General features: G+C 72.7%; 16 protein-coding genes and 1 pseudogene. 9 read left to right on the top strand and 8 right to left on the bottom strand.

Annotated elements, in window-relative coordinates:
* The first annotated feature begins 312 nt into the window (after positions 1-312).
* Entirely contained in the window at positions 313-804 is a 492-nt protein-coding gene (locus E6R62_RS25235) for a flavin reductase family protein (RefSeq protein WP_136215813.1), read from the top strand.
* A 92-nt stretch (positions 805-896) separates the two neighbouring features.
* Here E6R62_RS25235 and E6R62_RS25230 read toward each other — a convergent pair whose 3' ends face one another.
* Both E6R62_RS25230 and E6R62_RS25225 read right to left on the bottom strand, forming a co-directional pair.
* A complete protein-coding gene (locus E6R62_RS25230) occupies positions 897-1493 on the bottom strand; it encodes a GNAT family N-acetyltransferase (RefSeq protein ID WP_136215812.1) in 597 nt (198 codons plus the stop codon).
* Between the two features lie 145 nt (positions 1494-1638).
* Positions 1639-2052 carry a rodlin gene (locus E6R62_RS25225; protein WP_136215811.1) on the bottom strand — a complete coding sequence of 138 codons (414 nt, stop codon included), beginning with the start codon at positions 2050-2052 and terminating at the stop codon, positions 1639-1641.
* 266 nt (positions 2053-2318) lie between these two features.
* Between E6R62_RS25225 and E6R62_RS25220 the strand changes: the two genes are divergently transcribed.
* A complete protein-coding gene (locus E6R62_RS25220) occupies positions 2319-2840 on the top strand; it encodes a GNAT family N-acetyltransferase (RefSeq protein ID WP_136215810.1) in 522 nt (173 codons plus the stop codon).
* On the opposite strand, the gene E6R62_RS25215 is transcribed toward E6R62_RS25220, so the two are convergent.
* On the bottom strand, positions 2806-3291 hold the full coding sequence (locus tag E6R62_RS25215; RefSeq protein WP_136215809.1) for a universal stress protein: 486 nt from the start codon (positions 3289-3291) through the stop codon (positions 2806-2808). The genes E6R62_RS25220 and E6R62_RS25215 overlap by 35 nt on opposite strands.
* Between E6R62_RS25215 and E6R62_RS25210 the strand changes: the two genes are divergently transcribed.
* From E6R62_RS25210 to E6R62_RS25195, 4 genes are all read left to right on the top strand, one after another.
* Complete coding sequence (locus E6R62_RS25210; protein ID WP_306432469.1) at positions 3193-4626, top strand: MFS transporter; 1434 nt, start codon at positions 3193-3195, stop codon at positions 4624-4626. The two genes, E6R62_RS25215 and E6R62_RS25210, sit on opposite strands and share 99 nt — an antisense overlap.
* Positions 4627-4828: 202 nt before the next feature.
* A complete protein-coding gene (locus tag E6R62_RS25205; protein ID WP_240801878.1) occupies positions 4829-6256 on the top strand; it encodes an MFS transporter in 1428 nt (475 codons plus the stop codon).
* A 158-nt stretch (positions 6257-6414) separates the two neighbouring features.
* Positions 6415-7179, top strand: coding sequence for a response regulator transcription factor (locus E6R62_RS25200; RefSeq protein ID WP_136215808.1), 765 nt, complete (start codon positions 6415-6417; stop codon positions 7177-7179).
* A complete protein-coding gene (locus E6R62_RS25195) occupies positions 7176-8585 on the top strand; it encodes a HAMP domain-containing sensor histidine kinase (protein ID WP_206308840.1) in 1410 nt (469 codons plus the stop codon). Before E6R62_RS25200 ends, E6R62_RS25195 begins: the two co-directional genes overlap by 4 nt.
* Here E6R62_RS25195 and E6R62_RS25190 read toward each other — a convergent pair.
* Complete coding sequence (locus tag E6R62_RS25190) at positions 8564-9535, bottom strand: TAXI family TRAP transporter solute-binding subunit (RefSeq protein WP_240801877.1); 972 nt, start codon at positions 9533-9535, stop codon at positions 8564-8566. The genes E6R62_RS25195 and E6R62_RS25190 overlap by 22 nt on opposite strands.
* 157 nt (positions 9536-9692) lie before the next feature.
* Here E6R62_RS25190 and E6R62_RS25185 point away from each other — a divergent pair, with 157 nt between their 5' ends.
* Positions 9693-10016 (top strand): nuclear transport factor 2 family protein, encoded by a 324-nt coding sequence (locus E6R62_RS25185; protein ID WP_136215807.1) that lies wholly within the window; start codon positions 9693-9695, stop codon positions 10014-10016.
* A 55-nt stretch (positions 10017-10071) separates the two neighbouring features.
* Here the strand turns inward: E6R62_RS25185 and E6R62_RS25180 are convergent, their stop codons facing one another.
* From E6R62_RS25180 to E6R62_RS25165, 4 genes are all read right to left on the bottom strand, one after another.
* The gene (locus E6R62_RS25180) at positions 10072-11283 is read right to left on the bottom strand and encodes a glycosyltransferase 87 family protein (protein WP_168714176.1); all 1212 of its coding nucleotides are present in this window, start codon (positions 11281-11283) and stop codon (positions 10072-10074) included.
* A gap of 97 nt (positions 11284-11380) precedes the next feature.
* Positions 11381-11632: an antitoxin gene (locus tag E6R62_RS25175; protein ID WP_306432468.1), complete on the bottom strand. Its 252-nt coding sequence runs from the start codon at positions 11630-11632 to the stop codon at positions 11381-11383.
* Positions 11633-11656: 24 nt separating this feature from the next.
* Complete coding sequence (locus tag E6R62_RS25170; RefSeq protein WP_240801887.1) at positions 11657-11989, bottom strand: hypothetical protein; 333 nt, start codon at positions 11987-11989, stop codon at positions 11657-11659.
* 234 nt (positions 11990-12223) lie between these two features.
* Positions 12224-12904 carry a spermidine synthase gene (locus E6R62_RS25165; protein WP_240801876.1) on the bottom strand — a complete coding sequence of 227 codons (681 nt, stop codon included), beginning with the start codon at positions 12902-12904 and terminating at the stop codon, positions 12224-12226.
* A gap of 220 nt (positions 12905-13124) precedes the next feature.
* Here E6R62_RS25165 and E6R62_RS25160 point away from each other — a divergent pair, with 220 nt between their 5' ends.
* Positions 13125-14309, top strand: a complete 1185-nt coding sequence (locus tag E6R62_RS25160; protein ID WP_136215894.1) for a serine hydrolase — start codon at positions 13125-13127, stop codon at positions 14307-14309.
* A gap of 279 nt (positions 14310-14588) precedes the next feature.
* Positions 14589-14817, top strand: a pseudogene (locus E6R62_RS25155) (MFS transporter); the annotation flags it as partial.

The following is a 14817-nucleotide window of genomic DNA, read 5'->3' as shown; positions in this document are numbered from 1 at the left end:
TCACCCCCGCGGCCTCCCCGGAAACACCGCCTGCGTCGGATGGACGAGCCCCCGGCCGCGGGGGACGGCGATCCGGTTGCGCGACGGCGGACGGCCCGTGTCGGACCGGGCTCCCGGAGCCCCGAGGGCATCGCCGTCCGAGGGCACGGTGCCCCTCGCTTCCCCGGCGGAGGGCCGGCGACTTGCCGCCATTCGGCGCAATGGCACCGACGGGTGACGCGCTCCACCTGTTGGAGGGAGCGCGTGCGGGGTTGGGCACCCGTGGGCGGGGTAGCCGCCGGATGCCGGGCCGGGACGAAGTGAGGAGCCGTGATGGCAGAGCTGGACCTTGATCCGTTCACGGACGTGCTGGACGTCCCCATGTACGTGGTCACCGCGGCGGCGGGCGACGACCGCGCGGGGTGCCTGGTCGGCTTCGCCTCGCAGTGCTCGATCCACCCGGCGCGCTACATGGTGTGGCTGTCCGAGGCCAACCACACCTTCAAGGTCGCCCTCCGGGCCACCCACCTCACGGTGCACGTACTGCGGCGCGAGCAGCGCGAGCTGGCGAGGTGGTTCGGCAGCCAGACCGGGGACCGCGTGGACAAGTTCGAGCGGGTCGCCTGGCACGAGAGCGCGGACGGCAGCCCGGTGCTGAACGAGGCCGACGTGTGGTTCGTGGGACGGATCGAGGAGCGGATCGCGGGCGGTGACCACGTGGGATTCCTCCTGACCCCCACCGAGCAGTCACCGCCGGCCCCGCAGGCCCCCGCACTGCTCCGGTTGAGCGACGTCAAGGACTTCGAACCGGGCCACCCCGCCTGAGCCCCGTCCGCTCCGCCGCTGGGGTCGGCCCGGCCGCCCGGTGAGGGGCGCGAGCCACCGTGCCGTGGTCGAACCCGGGTCCCGGTCCGGACTCAGCCGGACGGCCAAGGGTCGCCCGCGACGCGCGCGTGGAGGTGTTCGTCGTGCCATCCGTCCGCGTGGAGCAGAGCGCTGCGCATCACCCCCTCCAAGGCGAAGCCCGCCTTCACGGCGACCCGGCAGGACGCCGGGTTGGCGACGGAATGCGTGATCCGCAGCCGGTGCAAACCCAGTTCGTCCACGGCCCACCGGCTGATCCGGACCGTCGCGTCGACCACGACCCCGTGTCCGCGCCCGGCCGGCAGGAGCCAGTAGAGGAACTCGGCGCCACCGCCGCGCAGATCCACGTCCGCCAGACCGACCAGGCCCACGGGCCCGCCCCCGCCGGGCCGGCAGATCGCCCAGATCGCGGCCTCCTCGGCCTGCCAACGCTCGCGCCACCTCGCGATCTTCTCGCCGGCGGCGGCAGGCGAGAGGTCCACCGACCGGTTCCACTGCCGGATCTCCGGGTCTCGGCTGGAAACCACCAGCACCGGGGCGTCGTCGGGCTGCCACGGCCGCAAGGCGAAGCCGCCGCGGAGACCGAAGGACGGCTGTTCGCCGCCGCTCATGCTGCCGGCCGCGACCACGGGACCTATCGAATCGATCATGACGGCATCATGCACAACCGAGGCGGCGGTCGCCATCGGGTAGGTGCGTGCGCGACATGGGCAGGGCCCCGGCCTCCCTGAGGAGGCCGGGGCCCTGGGTACCGCGTGCCCGCGGACGACCCGCTCTGGGGGTGGTGCGGGCAGATCAGCTGCCGTTGGAGAGGTTGCCGGACAGGACCGGGATGTTGTCCAGGATGTGCGAGAGGGACTCGTCGCCCTTGGCCTGGGTGGAGTTCTCGGTGCACTGCTGGTTCTGCGGGTTGGACAGGACGTTGATGTCCTGGACACCGATGTTGGCGATGATCGCAACCAGCGACTGGGCGTTGACCTTGGCCGGCAGGCCGATGCAGGGCTTGTTGAGCGTGCCCTGGACCAGGCTGAGCTGCGGGCTCATGGCGCCCTCGGTCTTCTGGTTGCCGTAGATCTGGGAGGCGCCGTTGCCGTTGACGGTGTTGATCCCGTTGTCGTTGCCGATGGCCATGGCCGGGGCGGCCACGGCAGCGCCCGCGCCGATCGCGGCGGCGGTGGCAGCTGCGGTGATCATCATGTTCTTCAGCATTCTCGAGCGTTCCTTAGCTTGAGCGGAAACGGGCCCCTGACGGGGAAGTCGTCCTGCTAACGCCGACGGGCCGCCGATGTGGCGGTATGTCACCCGATCGCGCGGGCGCCCCGGCCGCCCCGTCCGACCGGTGGCCGCGAACGCCAAGCGGTGTCCGGCCCGTTCGCGGATCTCGCCGTCCGGCTCGTCAACCCGGTGAGCGGCCGGGCCGGGGCCCGCGCCTGAAGACAGACCGGTCGAGGCACCCGTGACCCTAGGGTGGCGTGATGGTACGCGTGCGTGAGATGGAAGAAGCCGATGTCGACGCCGTTTCGGCGATCCGGGTGCGGGGCTGGCAGTCCGCGTACGCCGGGATCGTCCCCGGGCGGTATCTGGACGCGATGTCGATCGAGAGTGACGCCGAAGGGCGACGGGCGTGGTTCTCGAATCCGCTGCGGCAGTCGACGGAGTTGGTCTCCCTCGACGCCGGCGGCGCCCCCGTGGGTTGGATCAGCTGCGGCCCGTACCGGGGGCCGGCGTCCGCCGGTCGGCGCACGGGCGAGATATACGCCTTCTACGTCCGACCGGACCTCATCGGGCGTGGGTTCGGCCGGGCACTGCTCGGCGAGGTCCACGCGCGGCTGGGCGAGCAGGGGTTCCGGGGCGTGGCCCTGTGGGTGCTCGGTGACAACCGGCAGGCGCGGCGCTTCTACGAACGAGCCGGCTACCGGCACGACGGGGGGACCCAGGACGACGTCTACGAGGACGTGACCCTCACGGAGTTCCGCTACGAGCGTCCGCTGCGCTGAGCGAGGCCGCGTCGGGCCACACCAGCAGGACCGGGCAGGGCGCGTGGTCGACGACGAAGCGGCTGGTGGGGCCGAGGCTGCGGGGGCCCAGGCGGCTGTGGTCGCCGTCGCGGACGAGGACCAACAGGTCCGCTCCTTCCGCGGCGGCCACGACCTCCGTCTCGGGGCGTCCGGTCAGCTTGACCGCTCTGTGGGGCCGGCCGAGGAGTTCGCCCGCGGCGGCGAGAACGCGGTCGGCGGTGGCGGACGCGAGGTGTTCCATCGCCGTGCCGGGGTCGCGTTCGGCCCGCACCCGGCCGAGGAGCCCGGCGAAGGCCCCGTGTCCCACGTCCCCCACGTCGGGGGAGTCGATGTGCAGCAGCACGATGTCCGCACCGGTAGGCGCGAACCTGCGGGCGGCCTCGGCACAGGCGGCCCAGGTGCCTTCCACGAGCCAGGCGATCACGGTCACGGTCGTTCGGCCTCCGAGGACGTCGGTGCCGTCCACGATGGCACACGCGACCGCCGCACCGCCGGAGGCGGGGTGTCGGGGACGGGTAGTACTGTGCGCCGAGTGGCTTTTCGATCTTCCTTCTCCGTTATACGGCACAAGCCGTTCCGTTTGTTTGTCCTGGCCCGGATCATTTCCATGAGCGGATCGGCGATGGCGCCGGTCGCGTTGGCCTTCGCGGTGCTCGGATTCGACGACCGGCCGAATTCGCTCGCGATCGTCCTGGCCTGTAATACCGTTCCCCAGTTGGTCATGATGCTCGTGGGAGGCGTGATAGCCGACCGGCTGTCGAGACGGCGTGTCATCGTGGTCGGGAACCTCGTATCGGCCTGCACACAGGCGGCAGTCGCCCTGCTCGTGGCCCTGGGGGCGGCGGACGTCACGCGGGTCGCGGGCTTCGCCGTCCTCGCCGGCGGCGCCTCGGCCCTCGCGCAGCCCGCGATGAACAGTCTCCTTCCCCACCTCGTCGAGGCGGGGGAAGTCCAGGAGGCGAACGCGCTCATGCGCCTTCCCGTCAACGCGGTCAAAATCGTCGCGCCCGCGCTCGGAGGGTTGCTCGTCGCCCTGGTCGGACCGGAATGGACCCTGGCCTGGGATGCCGCCAGCTTCGCGATAGCGGCGGTTCTCGTATCCCGCATCGGTATTTCCGTACGGGAAAAGCGGACATCGTCGGTTCTGCGGGATTTCAAGGAGGGTTGGGCGGCTTTCTCGGGCCGGTTCTGGCTCTGGTCGTACGTCGCGTCCGGGACGGTCGTCGTCGCGCTGTGGCTGGGCGGCTACCAGCTGCTGGGTCCGGTGCTGGCACAGGACCGGCATCTGGGCGCGGTCGCCTGGGGGACCGTTCAGGGGGCCTTCGCCGTCGGTCTGTTCGCCGGGGGGTTCGTGTCCCTCAAGTGGAAACCCTCCCGGATCATGGTCGCGTGCGTCTGCGCGAACCTGCCATCGGCGCTTCCGCTGCTCGCGCTCGCCGTCCGGGCCCCGCTCGTCGTCGTGGCTGCGGGGGCGGTACTGGCCGGCATCGGGTTGGACATCGCCATCGTCTGCTGGCACACCGCCCTCCAGGAGCAGTTGCCCTCGGAGGTGCTGGGCCGGGTCAACTCCCTCAGCTCCACCGGAGAACTCATGGCGGTGCCGCTCGGGTACCTCGTCGTGGGCGCCACCGCCTCCGCCCTGGGTCCCACTTCCGTGCTGCTCGCCAGTGCCGCCGTGATGACGCTGGCCACGCTGGTCCTGCTGGCGGCCCCCAGCGTGTGGGCGATACGCCGCCGGGGTCCCGTGGAAGCGGCGTCTTCCTGAGCATGTCCTGACGGCACGACCGGGCGGCGGTCGCCGAGGCGCGGGTCCAAGCGCGCGGGTCGGGTTTTCTTAGCGGGACGTTAGATCTGGGCGCCGCTCCTTGTCCCGGTAAGCGGACCGGCGCATGCTCTGGGCACTTCCCCGCTGTTCGGGGTCGTTCTCCCTCACCCTCTCCCCTCGGGGAGTTCCGTCTGGAGCCGCCATGTCCTCGTCCGCCGTCCCGTCTCCCGTGCCGCCCGGGGACGCCCGCGGGAAGCGCCGTCTCGCCCTCGTCGGCGGTTCCCTCGGCAACCTCGTGGAGTGGTACGACTGGTTCGTCTACGCGAGCTTCGCCATCTACTTCGCCGACTCGTTCTTCCCCGGCGACAACCCGACCACGCAGCTGATGAACACGGCCGGGATCTTCGCGGTCGGATTCCTGATGCGTCCCGTCGGCGGTTGGATCCTCGGACGCGCCGCCGACCGGCACGGCCGAAAGAGCGCGCTCACCCTCACGGTCGCCATGATGTCCGGGGCGGCCCTCCTCATCGCCGTCGCCCCGACCTACGGGCAGGCCGGCTACGCGGGCGCCCTCGTGCTGCTCCTCGCGCGCCTGCTCCAAGGCATGAGCATCGGCGGCGAGTACGCGGCCAGCGCCACCTACCTCACCGAGGCGTCCGCCCGAAACCGGCGGGGCCTCGGCTCCTCCTTCCAGTACGTGTCGATGACCTGTGGCCAGCTGCTCGGACTCGGCATCCTCATCACGCTCCAACACACTCTCACGAACACCCAGTTGAAGGACTGGGGCTGGCGCGTACCCTTCGTCTTCGGGGCCCTGTTCGCGGTGGTCGTCTTCTGGCTGCGACGCAGGCTCCAGGAGACCGACGCCTTCCGGGAGGAGTCGTCGACGGCCGAGGCGCACGACGACAGCGCACGCGGCACGCTCAAGGCCCTGTGGCAGTACAGGCGGCAAGCCGGTCTGGTCATGGCGCTCACGCTCGGCGGAACCGTGGCCTACTACACGTACACCACCTACCTCACCAAGTACCTCGTCGGCAGCGCGGGCATGGCGAAGAACACGGCCACCCTGGTCAGTTTCACGGCCCTGGCCCTCTTCGCCGTGCTCCAGCCCTTCGCCGGGATGCTGTCCGACCGGATCGGCCGTCGCCCCCTGCTGATCACCTTCGCGGTGGGCTGCACCGTCGGCACGTACCCGATCATGACCGCGCTCGGGTCGGCGTCCTCCTACTGGTCCGCGCTGGGGCTGTCGCTGCTCGCCCTGGTGATCGTCACCGGCTACACCTCCATCAACGCCGCCGTCAAGGCCGAGCTGTTCCCGACCCGGGTCCGCGCCCTCGGCGTGGCGCTGCCGTACGCCGTCGCCAACGCCCTCTTCGGCGGCACGGCCGAGTACGTGGCGCTGTGGTTCAAGGACGCGGGCCACGAGAAGATGTTCTTCTGGTACGTGTCCGGCTGCGCGCTGGTCTCCCTCGTGACCTACGTCCTGATGCCGGACACCCGCCACGCCGCGCTCAGCCGCGCCGAGGCGGACGCCGACGGGGCCGGCGGCCGGGGCGAGGACCACCCCGGCGCCGGCCGGGCCGACGAGCACGGGCAGCCGGCCGCGGGCGCTCGCGACGCCGCCCGCTGAACCGCGCGGGCGGCCCCGCTCCGGCGCCTCCGACCGACGGCCCCGACCGACGGCCCCGATCCGGCGGCCCCGGGCGGCGGCTCGCGTAAGCTGCTGCCCCGGGCCGACCGGTCGGGCGGTCCCGACCCGGTCCGCGCGCGTGACGAGGAAGACCGCCGATGCACGCCCTTCTCGTCGAGGACGACGACCGCATGGCCCAGGCCCTCGGCACCGCACTCGCGCAGCGCGGGCACACGGTCCGCCGGGTCGGCCGCGCCCTGGACGCCCTGCGGCACGTCCGCGAGGCCGACTTCGTGCTCCTCGATCTGGGCCTGCCCGACCTGGACGGCCTGGAACTGCTGCGTCGACTGCGAACCGTCTGCGACGCGCCGCTGATCGTCGTGACCGCGCGCTGCGAGGAACGCGACATCGTGCAGGGCTTGCGGGCCGGGGCCGACGACTACGTCGTCAAGCCGTTCCGGATGGCCGAGTTGATCGCCCGCATCGACACCGTGCGCCGCAGGACCGGCATCCCCTCGGCGCGTACGGCGGCCGGTCCTCCCGACACCGGCGGCCGGCCCGTGCGCACCGGGGACGTCGAGATCGACCTCGCGTGCCGCACGGTCGCCGTGGCCGGACGCACGGTCCGCCTGACGCGCCGCGAGTTCGACGTGTTGGCCTTCCTGGCCGCGCGCCCGGACGAAGTGCACTCCCGCGAGGAGATCCTGGACCGGATCTGGGGCGACGCCTTCCTCGGCGCCTCACGGTCGCTGGACGTCCACGTGGCGGGCATCCGGGCCAAGACCCGCCGCTCCGGGCTGGTGCGCACCGTTCGCGGGTTCGGCTACCAACTCGGTTGCCCCGCCGTGGACGACGAAGGCGGCGGTGAGGGCGGTGGCGACGGCAGTGGCGCAGGGAACGACGCCGGGGACGGCGGCCGGTGAGGCGCCGGCTCCTCGTCCTGCTGACGGTGCTCATGGGCGCCGCCGCGCTGCTGCTCTGCCTGCCACTGGCCGAGGCGTACGCGCGGGGACGGACCGAGCACCTGCTCCTGCAACGCCGCTCCGAAGCGGTGCGGTTCGCGGACCTCGCCGACCGGATGCGCACCGGCGCCGACCGGTCGGAACTGACCGCCGAGATCAACCGCTACGCCCAGCTCTACGGGGCCTCGGTGATCGTCGTCGACACGGCCGGGCGGACTCTCGCCCAGGCAGGACCCGCCTCCCCCGCCTCGTCGACCGGCCGGACGGCGGACGCCCGGCGCCGCGCCCTCACCGGCCGCTCCACCGACCGACTGCCCACCCTTCGCCCGTGGGGTCCGGGGGACGTCGTCGTCGCCGAACCGGTGGGCCGTGACGAGCGGGTCAGCGGGGCGGTCCTGATGTCCGTCCCCACCGGAACGGCCCGCCGGGACGTCACGGTCCGCTGGTCGCTGATCGCGGCCGGGGCGCTCGCCGCCTTCGCGGCGGCCGGCCTGGTCGCGGCGGGGACCGCGCGCTGGCTGATGCGCCCCGTCCTCGACCTCGACCGGGCGGTGGAGGGACTGACCGCCGGGCGCCTCCAGGCGCGGACCGTCTCGTACACCGGGCCGCCCGAACTGCGGCGGCTGGGACAGCACTTCAACACGATGGCGCAGGCCCTGGCCGACTCCATCGGCCGCCAGCGCGACTTCGTCGCCGACGCCTCCCATCAACTGCGCAACCCCCTGGCCACCCTGGTCCTGCGGCTGGAGAACGTCGAACCGCACATCGCCCCCGGTCCCGGCCGCGCCGAGCACGCCCGCGCCCTCGACGAGGCGGAACGTCTGGAGCAACTGCTCGACGGCCTGTTGGCGATGGCGCGCGTGGAGTCGGGTACCGCGGAGCCCGCCGAACAGGACGTGTCACGGGCGGTACGGGAGCGGGTGACGGCCTGGGAGCCGGTGTTCCGGGCTGCAGAACTGGAGCTGACCACATCCACGCCTGCCGGGGGTCTGCGTGCCGTCGCCCTGCCCGACGCGGCGGGCCGCGTCCTGGACGCCCTCCTCGACAACGCGGTCAAGTTCGTCCCGCCCGGCGGCCGCGTCGTCGTGAGCGTCACGCGGGACGCGACCGACGGGCAGATCGCCGTCCGCGTCGCGGACGACGGTCCCGGCGTCGCCGAGGACCAACTCCCGATACTGCTGCGGCGCTTCGGGCGTTCGCCGGAGCACCAGAACGTCCCCGGCAGCGGGTTGGGCCTGGCCATCGCCGACGAGATCGCCCGCGTCAGCGGCGGCCGGCTCGACGTCGGCCGCAACACGCCTCACGGCCTGACCTTCGAGCTGCGGCTGCCGTCCTCGCGCGCGCCTCAGCCGTACACGGACCTGTAGTACGCCACCGCACCCCGGTGAAGCGGTACCCGACCGGTGGAGATGGCGAACCGGGGCTCCAGCCGTGCTCCGGCCGTCACCTCCCGCAGCAGGTCACCCCACCGCTCGAACACGACCGTCAGCAACTCGCGCGCCGCGTCCCGCGGTACGTCCGCACGCGCGAGGAGGTAGTTGGCGACCCCGAGGGTTCCCACGGGTTCCGCCGGCCCGTACGCCCCGCTCGGGATGGTGACGGCCGAGTACACCGGCCCGTAGCGGTCCCGGAGGGGCCCCACGTACCCGTCCAGCGGCAGGAACCGCAGCGGCATCTCGCGCGACAGCGTCGCCAAGGCCGGGGTGGGCACGCCTCCCGACCAGAACAGCGCGTCGACGGCGCCCTCGCGCAGGGCCCGCGCGGACTCGGCGAGGCCCAGTTGCCGCTCGCGGGCGGGGAGGCGACCCTCGCCCAGCCCGGCCTCCCGCAGCAGGCGTCCCGCCACCACCTGCACGCCCGAACCCGCCGCGCCCGCCGCCACCGGACGCCCCGCGAGGTCCGGCACCGACCGCACCGCTCCGTCCGCCGGGACCAGGAGGTGCGTGTAGTTCACGTAGACCCGTGCCAGCGCGGTCGCCGAGGCGGCGGGACGGGCGAACGGCTCGCGCCCCAGCGCCGCGTCCTCGGCCACGTCCGCCATGGCCAGCGCCAAGTCGACGGCGCCGGCCTCCAACTCGCGCAGGTTGTCGACGCTGGCGGCCGTGCTCACGGGAACGATCCGCAGGCGGCTGCCGCTCGCCGCGACGGCCTGCGCGAGCGCGTTGCCGAACGCGTTGTACGGCCCTCCCTCCGGCCCGGTCGCCAGGAGCAGCCGGCATGTCGGCCCCGACTGCGCGGTGCATCCGGCGCAGGCGGAGGCGAGGGCGCCGAGTCCCGCCCCCACCACCCGTCGGCGGTCCCATGGTGTGCTGCTCACATCGGGAGCGTAGCGACCGCGGGCGGCGCCGGGCGGTCGGCCGCCGCCCTGCCGGACCTCCGACACGCGCGGCGGGCCCGCAGAGCACCGCTCCGCCACGGCGCGGGGTCCACTATCGAAGGCGGACGCTCCCCTCCCCACAGTCACGGAGACAGTGATGGCCCTCCCTCCCGACCAGTTGACCGAACCGGCGGTACGCGCCTTCGTCCTCGCGCTGAACGCCGGCGACCGGCAGGCGTTCGCCGCGTCCTTGGCCCCGGGCGCCACGATGTCGGACGACGGCAGCGACCGCGACCTCGCCGCTTGGACGGAGCGGGAGATCTTCGGCTCCGGCGGCCACATGGACGTCGAGACCCAGACCCCCGACGGCCTCGCACTCGTGGCGGACTTCCGGAACGACACCTGGGGCGCCATGCGCACTGCCTGGCGGTTCACCGTGGACGGTGGCAAGGTGACCCGCTTCGAGACCGGTCAGGCCTGACGGCGGTCGGCCACCGGTGTGTTGCCGAGCCCGGACAGCGGTCGTCGGACCCCGGTCAGTGGCCGTGGGTGGTGGTGCGGGCCCGCGCGGGGAAGGCGTTCGGCGGCGGGGCCGGGGCGTCCGGCCGCGCGGTCGCGACCGCCGCCAGCGTGAGGGCGGCCGCCAGCGGATAGGCGCAGGCGGCCAGCGCGACGGGCCAGGACACGGGTCGGCCCGCCGGGGCCACCGCGTGGAGCGCCGGCACCACCCAGGCGCCGGCCGACAGTGCCCATACCGCCGCGGCCGCGCCACTGAGCCGTCGGCCGCGCAGAGGGCCGTACAGCAGCCAGATCAGCGCCGGAACCGACCACACCCAGTGGTGGCTCCACGAGATCGGGCTCGCCAACAAGACGAAGAGCTGCGCGGTCAGCAGCATGGCCAGCCGGTCGCCCCGCACCATCGCGGCGCGCAGTGCGAGCGCCGTCGCGGCGGCGGCCAGGAGTACGAGCGCCGGCCACCACAGGCCCGCGGCACCGCCGTCGTGCCCCAGGAGCCGGGCCAGGCAGCCACGCAGCGACTGGTTCTCCGCCGAGGCCATCGGTCCGATGCGCCCGCTGTCGCCGAGGAGGTGGAGCCAGTACCGCCAGGATTCGACGGGCGCCACGAGAGCGGCCAGGACGACCGTCGCCGCGAAGGCGCAGGCCGCGTACGCGGCGGCCCGGCGTCGGCCCGCTGCCAACAGGTACACGACGCCACCGGCAGGCGTCAGCTTGATTCCCGCCGCGATGCCGATACCCGCGCCCGCCGCGAGGGCGCCCGGTCGCAGCGCGGCGGCCAGTGACAGCGCGGCGAGCGGCAGACTGACCTGCCCGAGCGCGATCCCGTGCAGCACGGGCTCCAGCCACAACACCGCAGCCGTCCAGAGGTGGACGCGGGTGGGTTCGACCGTCCGGCCCGGATGCGACAGCGCGAACGAGCCGCGGACGAGGTACAGCGCGGCGGCCAGGGACAGCACCTGCCACAACACCTGCGTCAGCCACCACGGCACGGACGCCAGCGGCAGGAACACCAGCGCCGCGAAGGGCGGGTAGGTGAAGGGGAGCGGCTGGGCTCCCGGATCGGCGCGGGTCAGCCGGAAGTCGTAGAGATGGCCGGTCAGGACGCCGGGTGCGCCCTCCCGGTACACCCGCAGATCGAACATGTCGGCCGAACAGAAGACGACCACCAGGTGTGCGACCGCTGAGCACGCCACGATCAGCGTGGCGTGGCGCGTCAGCCAACTCGTCATGCCGGCCATCATCTCGCGTCCCCGGCGCCCTCACCCGCACCGTGGGACCCACCGGCGCGGGCGGACGCCCGGTCCGCGCGGGGCGGACCTCCGACGACTACCGAGCGGGCGGCGGCGGGTCTTCCGGTCCGATGCGCCGCTTGAGCTGTTCCTGCGCCATGTCGGTCTGGGTGCGGTACTTGCCCTCGGTCCGCCCGTCAACGTAGTCGCCGGCCTTGTCGACGCCCTGGTTCGCCTGCTTCTCGTGCCCCTTGAGCATCTGCTTGAGCTTGTCCATCATGGACATGGCCGTCTCCTTCGGTTCGTTGTCCGGCGCTCCCAGGATGTTCCAGACCCCTGCGATCCGCATCCGGTGCCACCGGGCGCCTACGGATCAGGCCCCCGGCGACGACCCGCCCGGCCGGACCCGCTCGCCCCCCCGGCCCCGCAGGGCGAGCGCGATCAGGTCGTGGCCGAGATGCTCGCCGGGCGCCCGGTTCTCTTCGAGGCGGGGCAGGTCCTCCGGTCCGAACCGGCCGTATGCGGTGTGCTTGGACCACTCGACCTCGGGACGGTCCAAGTCGCCGTCGACCTCGACGGGGAAATCGGCCTCGTGCCGTACTCCGGCGCCGTCGTCGCCGGTCCGGGTGGTGGTCGCGAGCAGACGCCGGACCCGTGCCAGGTGCCACCCCGTCTCTTCCGCGACCTCGCGGGCGAGGGCCGCCAGGAGGGGTTCGCCGGGTTCGACGTGACCTCCGACGACGTCCCGGCAGTCGGGAAGAGGCGCCGGTCCGGGCCGCGCTTTTGAGCGAAGGCTTTGCCGTCCGCGTCGAGGATGACCGCTCCGACCGTCCGTACCTCGCCGGCGGCCGGAACCGGGATCTCCACGCCGGCCTCCACGGTCACGCGGGGTTGCCCGTCTGACGTGTTTCCCCCTTGGGGCAGGAGTCCGACGACGCGTTCAGGCGGCCTTGCGGGCCAGGTGGATCACGTCCGGGACCCCGCGCGCCACGGGGACCTCCGCGGTCCGGACATCGGTGAAGCCCGCCTCGCGCAGGGCGGTTTCGAAGGCGGGGGAGTGGTGTGCCGACCAGACGGCCAGGACACCGCCGGGGTTGAGCCGGGCATGGCATGCCGCGAGTCCGGCCCGGGAGTAGAGCTTGCGGTTCTTCTCGTCCACCGTCCAGTCCGGGCCGTTGTCGATGTCCAGGCAGAGCGCGTCGTACCGCTCGGCGCCCGACGCGAGGTATCGCACTAGGTCGGTATGGAGGATCGTCGTCCGAGGGTCCGCGAGCGACCGGGCGGAGATCGCGCCGAGCGGCCCCGTCCGGTGCCACTCGATGATCGCGTCCTCCCGTTCGACGACGGCGATCCGCCCCCAGAGCGGTTGCTCGGCGGCGTGGGCGAGCGAGAAGCCGACGCCCAGCCCTCCGATCAGCAGGGCCGGTGGTCCACCGCCCGCCGGCGGATCGAGCGCCAGGCGCGCGGCGTCGACGAGCAGTCGCTCCGACCGTCCGTCGGAGGTGTCCATGAGGAAGCAGCCGTTGGCGATGATCTCGTAGGTGGTGCCCCGTTGCCGCAGCACGACCTCGCCGAACCGGCCCTCCCGGCGGTCCAGCGTCAGGGCCTGTCCCGTTGTCACAGGTGTGGTCATGCGAAGCCCAACGAACCATGCGCGGCCGGTGTTCCGGGCCCCGCCGGGGCGGCCGCCGCAACACCCGCGCAGCCTTCCGCGCCCCGCCGTGACGTGCGGCTCACGTCGCGGCCCCGGTGGCGCGGGCCTACCCTGAGCCTGCTCGGGCCCTCGTACGACTGGAGGCCAGGCCGTGAAGCCATACGGGATTCGGTTGCGCCGGGCCTGCATGGCCGTCGCCGCCGCAGGTCTGCTCATCACCCCGGCCGTGGCAGGGTCCGCACAGGGCGCGACCGATCCCACGCGGCCCGCCGCCGCCCCCTCACCGAACACGGAATTCCGGCAGCTCACCCCGGCCGTGGCCGCCGAGCTGGACTCGGCGATCCGCCGGGTCCTGCACGACGCGCGGGTTCCGGGCGTCACCGTGGGACTGTGGGCACCCGGCAAGGGAAGCTACGTGAAGTCCTTCGGCGTGGCGGACAAGGCGACCGGCGCGCCGATGACCGAAGGACTCCGCATCCGCATCGGCAGCGAGACCAAGACGTTCACGGTCACCGCCCTCCTCCGCCTGGTCGACCAGGGGAAGATCGGATTGGACGACCCGATCGGCAAGTACGTCAAGGGCGTTCCCAACGGGGACCGCATCACCCTGCGCGAACTGGCGGGCATGCGGAGCGGGCTGTTCAACTACAGCGAGGACCCGGACTTCTCCAAGGCGCTCTTCGCGCACCCGGACAAGCCCTTCACCCCGCGGCAGTTGCTCGACTACAGCTTCAAACACGGCATTCAGTTCCAGCCGGACGCGCGGTTCGACTACTCCAACACGAACCTGGTCCTCCTCGGCCTGGTGATCGAGAAGGTCACCGGCCGGCCGCTGCACGAGGTCGTCATGCGGGACGTCGTCCGGCCGGCGGGGTTGCACCGGACGCTCTTCCCCACGGGCGCCAAATTCCCCGACCCGCACGCCCAGGGCTACACCAGCCAGACGGCATCGGGAAGGATCGAGAACGCGACCGACTGGAATCCTTCCTGGGCCTGGGCCGCCGGAGCGATGATCTCCGACCTACAGGACCTGCGCGGTTGGGCGCACACCCTCGCCACCGGCGCCCTGTTGACCCCCGCGACGCAGGCCGAGCGTCTCAAGACCCGACCGATCGGCGTCACGGGTGCCGGCTACGGTCTGGGCATCTTCGACGTCCAGGGTTGGATCGGCCACAACGGCTCGCTCCCCGGTTACGAATGCCTCGCCGTCTACCTGCCCCAGGCGCGGGCGACCATGGTGATCGTCCTCAACACCGACGTCCTGCACGACGGCCAGGAGCCGAGCACCCTGTTCGGCGAGGCGGTCACCCGCATCGTGACCCCCCGGCACGTATATCCCGGCCACACACCGTCGGCGCCCAAGGGCCGCTGAACCCGCCACCCCGGGTGTGGGAAGCCCGAGGGGCGTAGGGCCTCCCCGGCGTGGTCCACCGCCGCGGCGTCGCCCCACGGACGGAGGGAGCTCCTCGCGGCCGAATTCACCCTCTCGGACCAGCCGGCGGGCCGCGCCCGGGCGAAGACCCCAGAATCGGAGTCCGGCGAGGCAGCGGCGACCAGCCAGGAGGCCGACAGTATGGCGGGACCGTCACGGGGCTCGGGCAGTGGGCCGGGGAAGAGGCTGCCACGCGGCGGCCACCCGACGACCGACCGGATGCTGCGCACGCTCCTGCGGCGACGCAAGACGTCCCTCCGCAGCGAGGACGTGACCGTCTCCGACCGGCCGCAGGTACGGCGTGCCGTGACCGCCGCGGCGCTGGGCAACACGATGGAGTGGTTCGACTTCGGCGTGTACGCCTACCTCGCGGGAACGATGGGCAAGGTCTTCTTCCCCGACAGCTCCCCCGGGGTGCAGGTGGTCTCCGCATTCGCCACCTTCGCCG

It is taken from the genome of Streptomyces sp. A1136 (assembly GCF_004795055.1).
Taxonomy (GTDB): Bacteria; Actinomycetota; Actinomycetes; order Streptomycetales; family Streptomycetaceae; genus Streptomyces.
The sequence above is the reverse complement of the archived record's forward strand: the minus strand, read 5'-3'. Positions and strand labels throughout refer to the sequence as shown.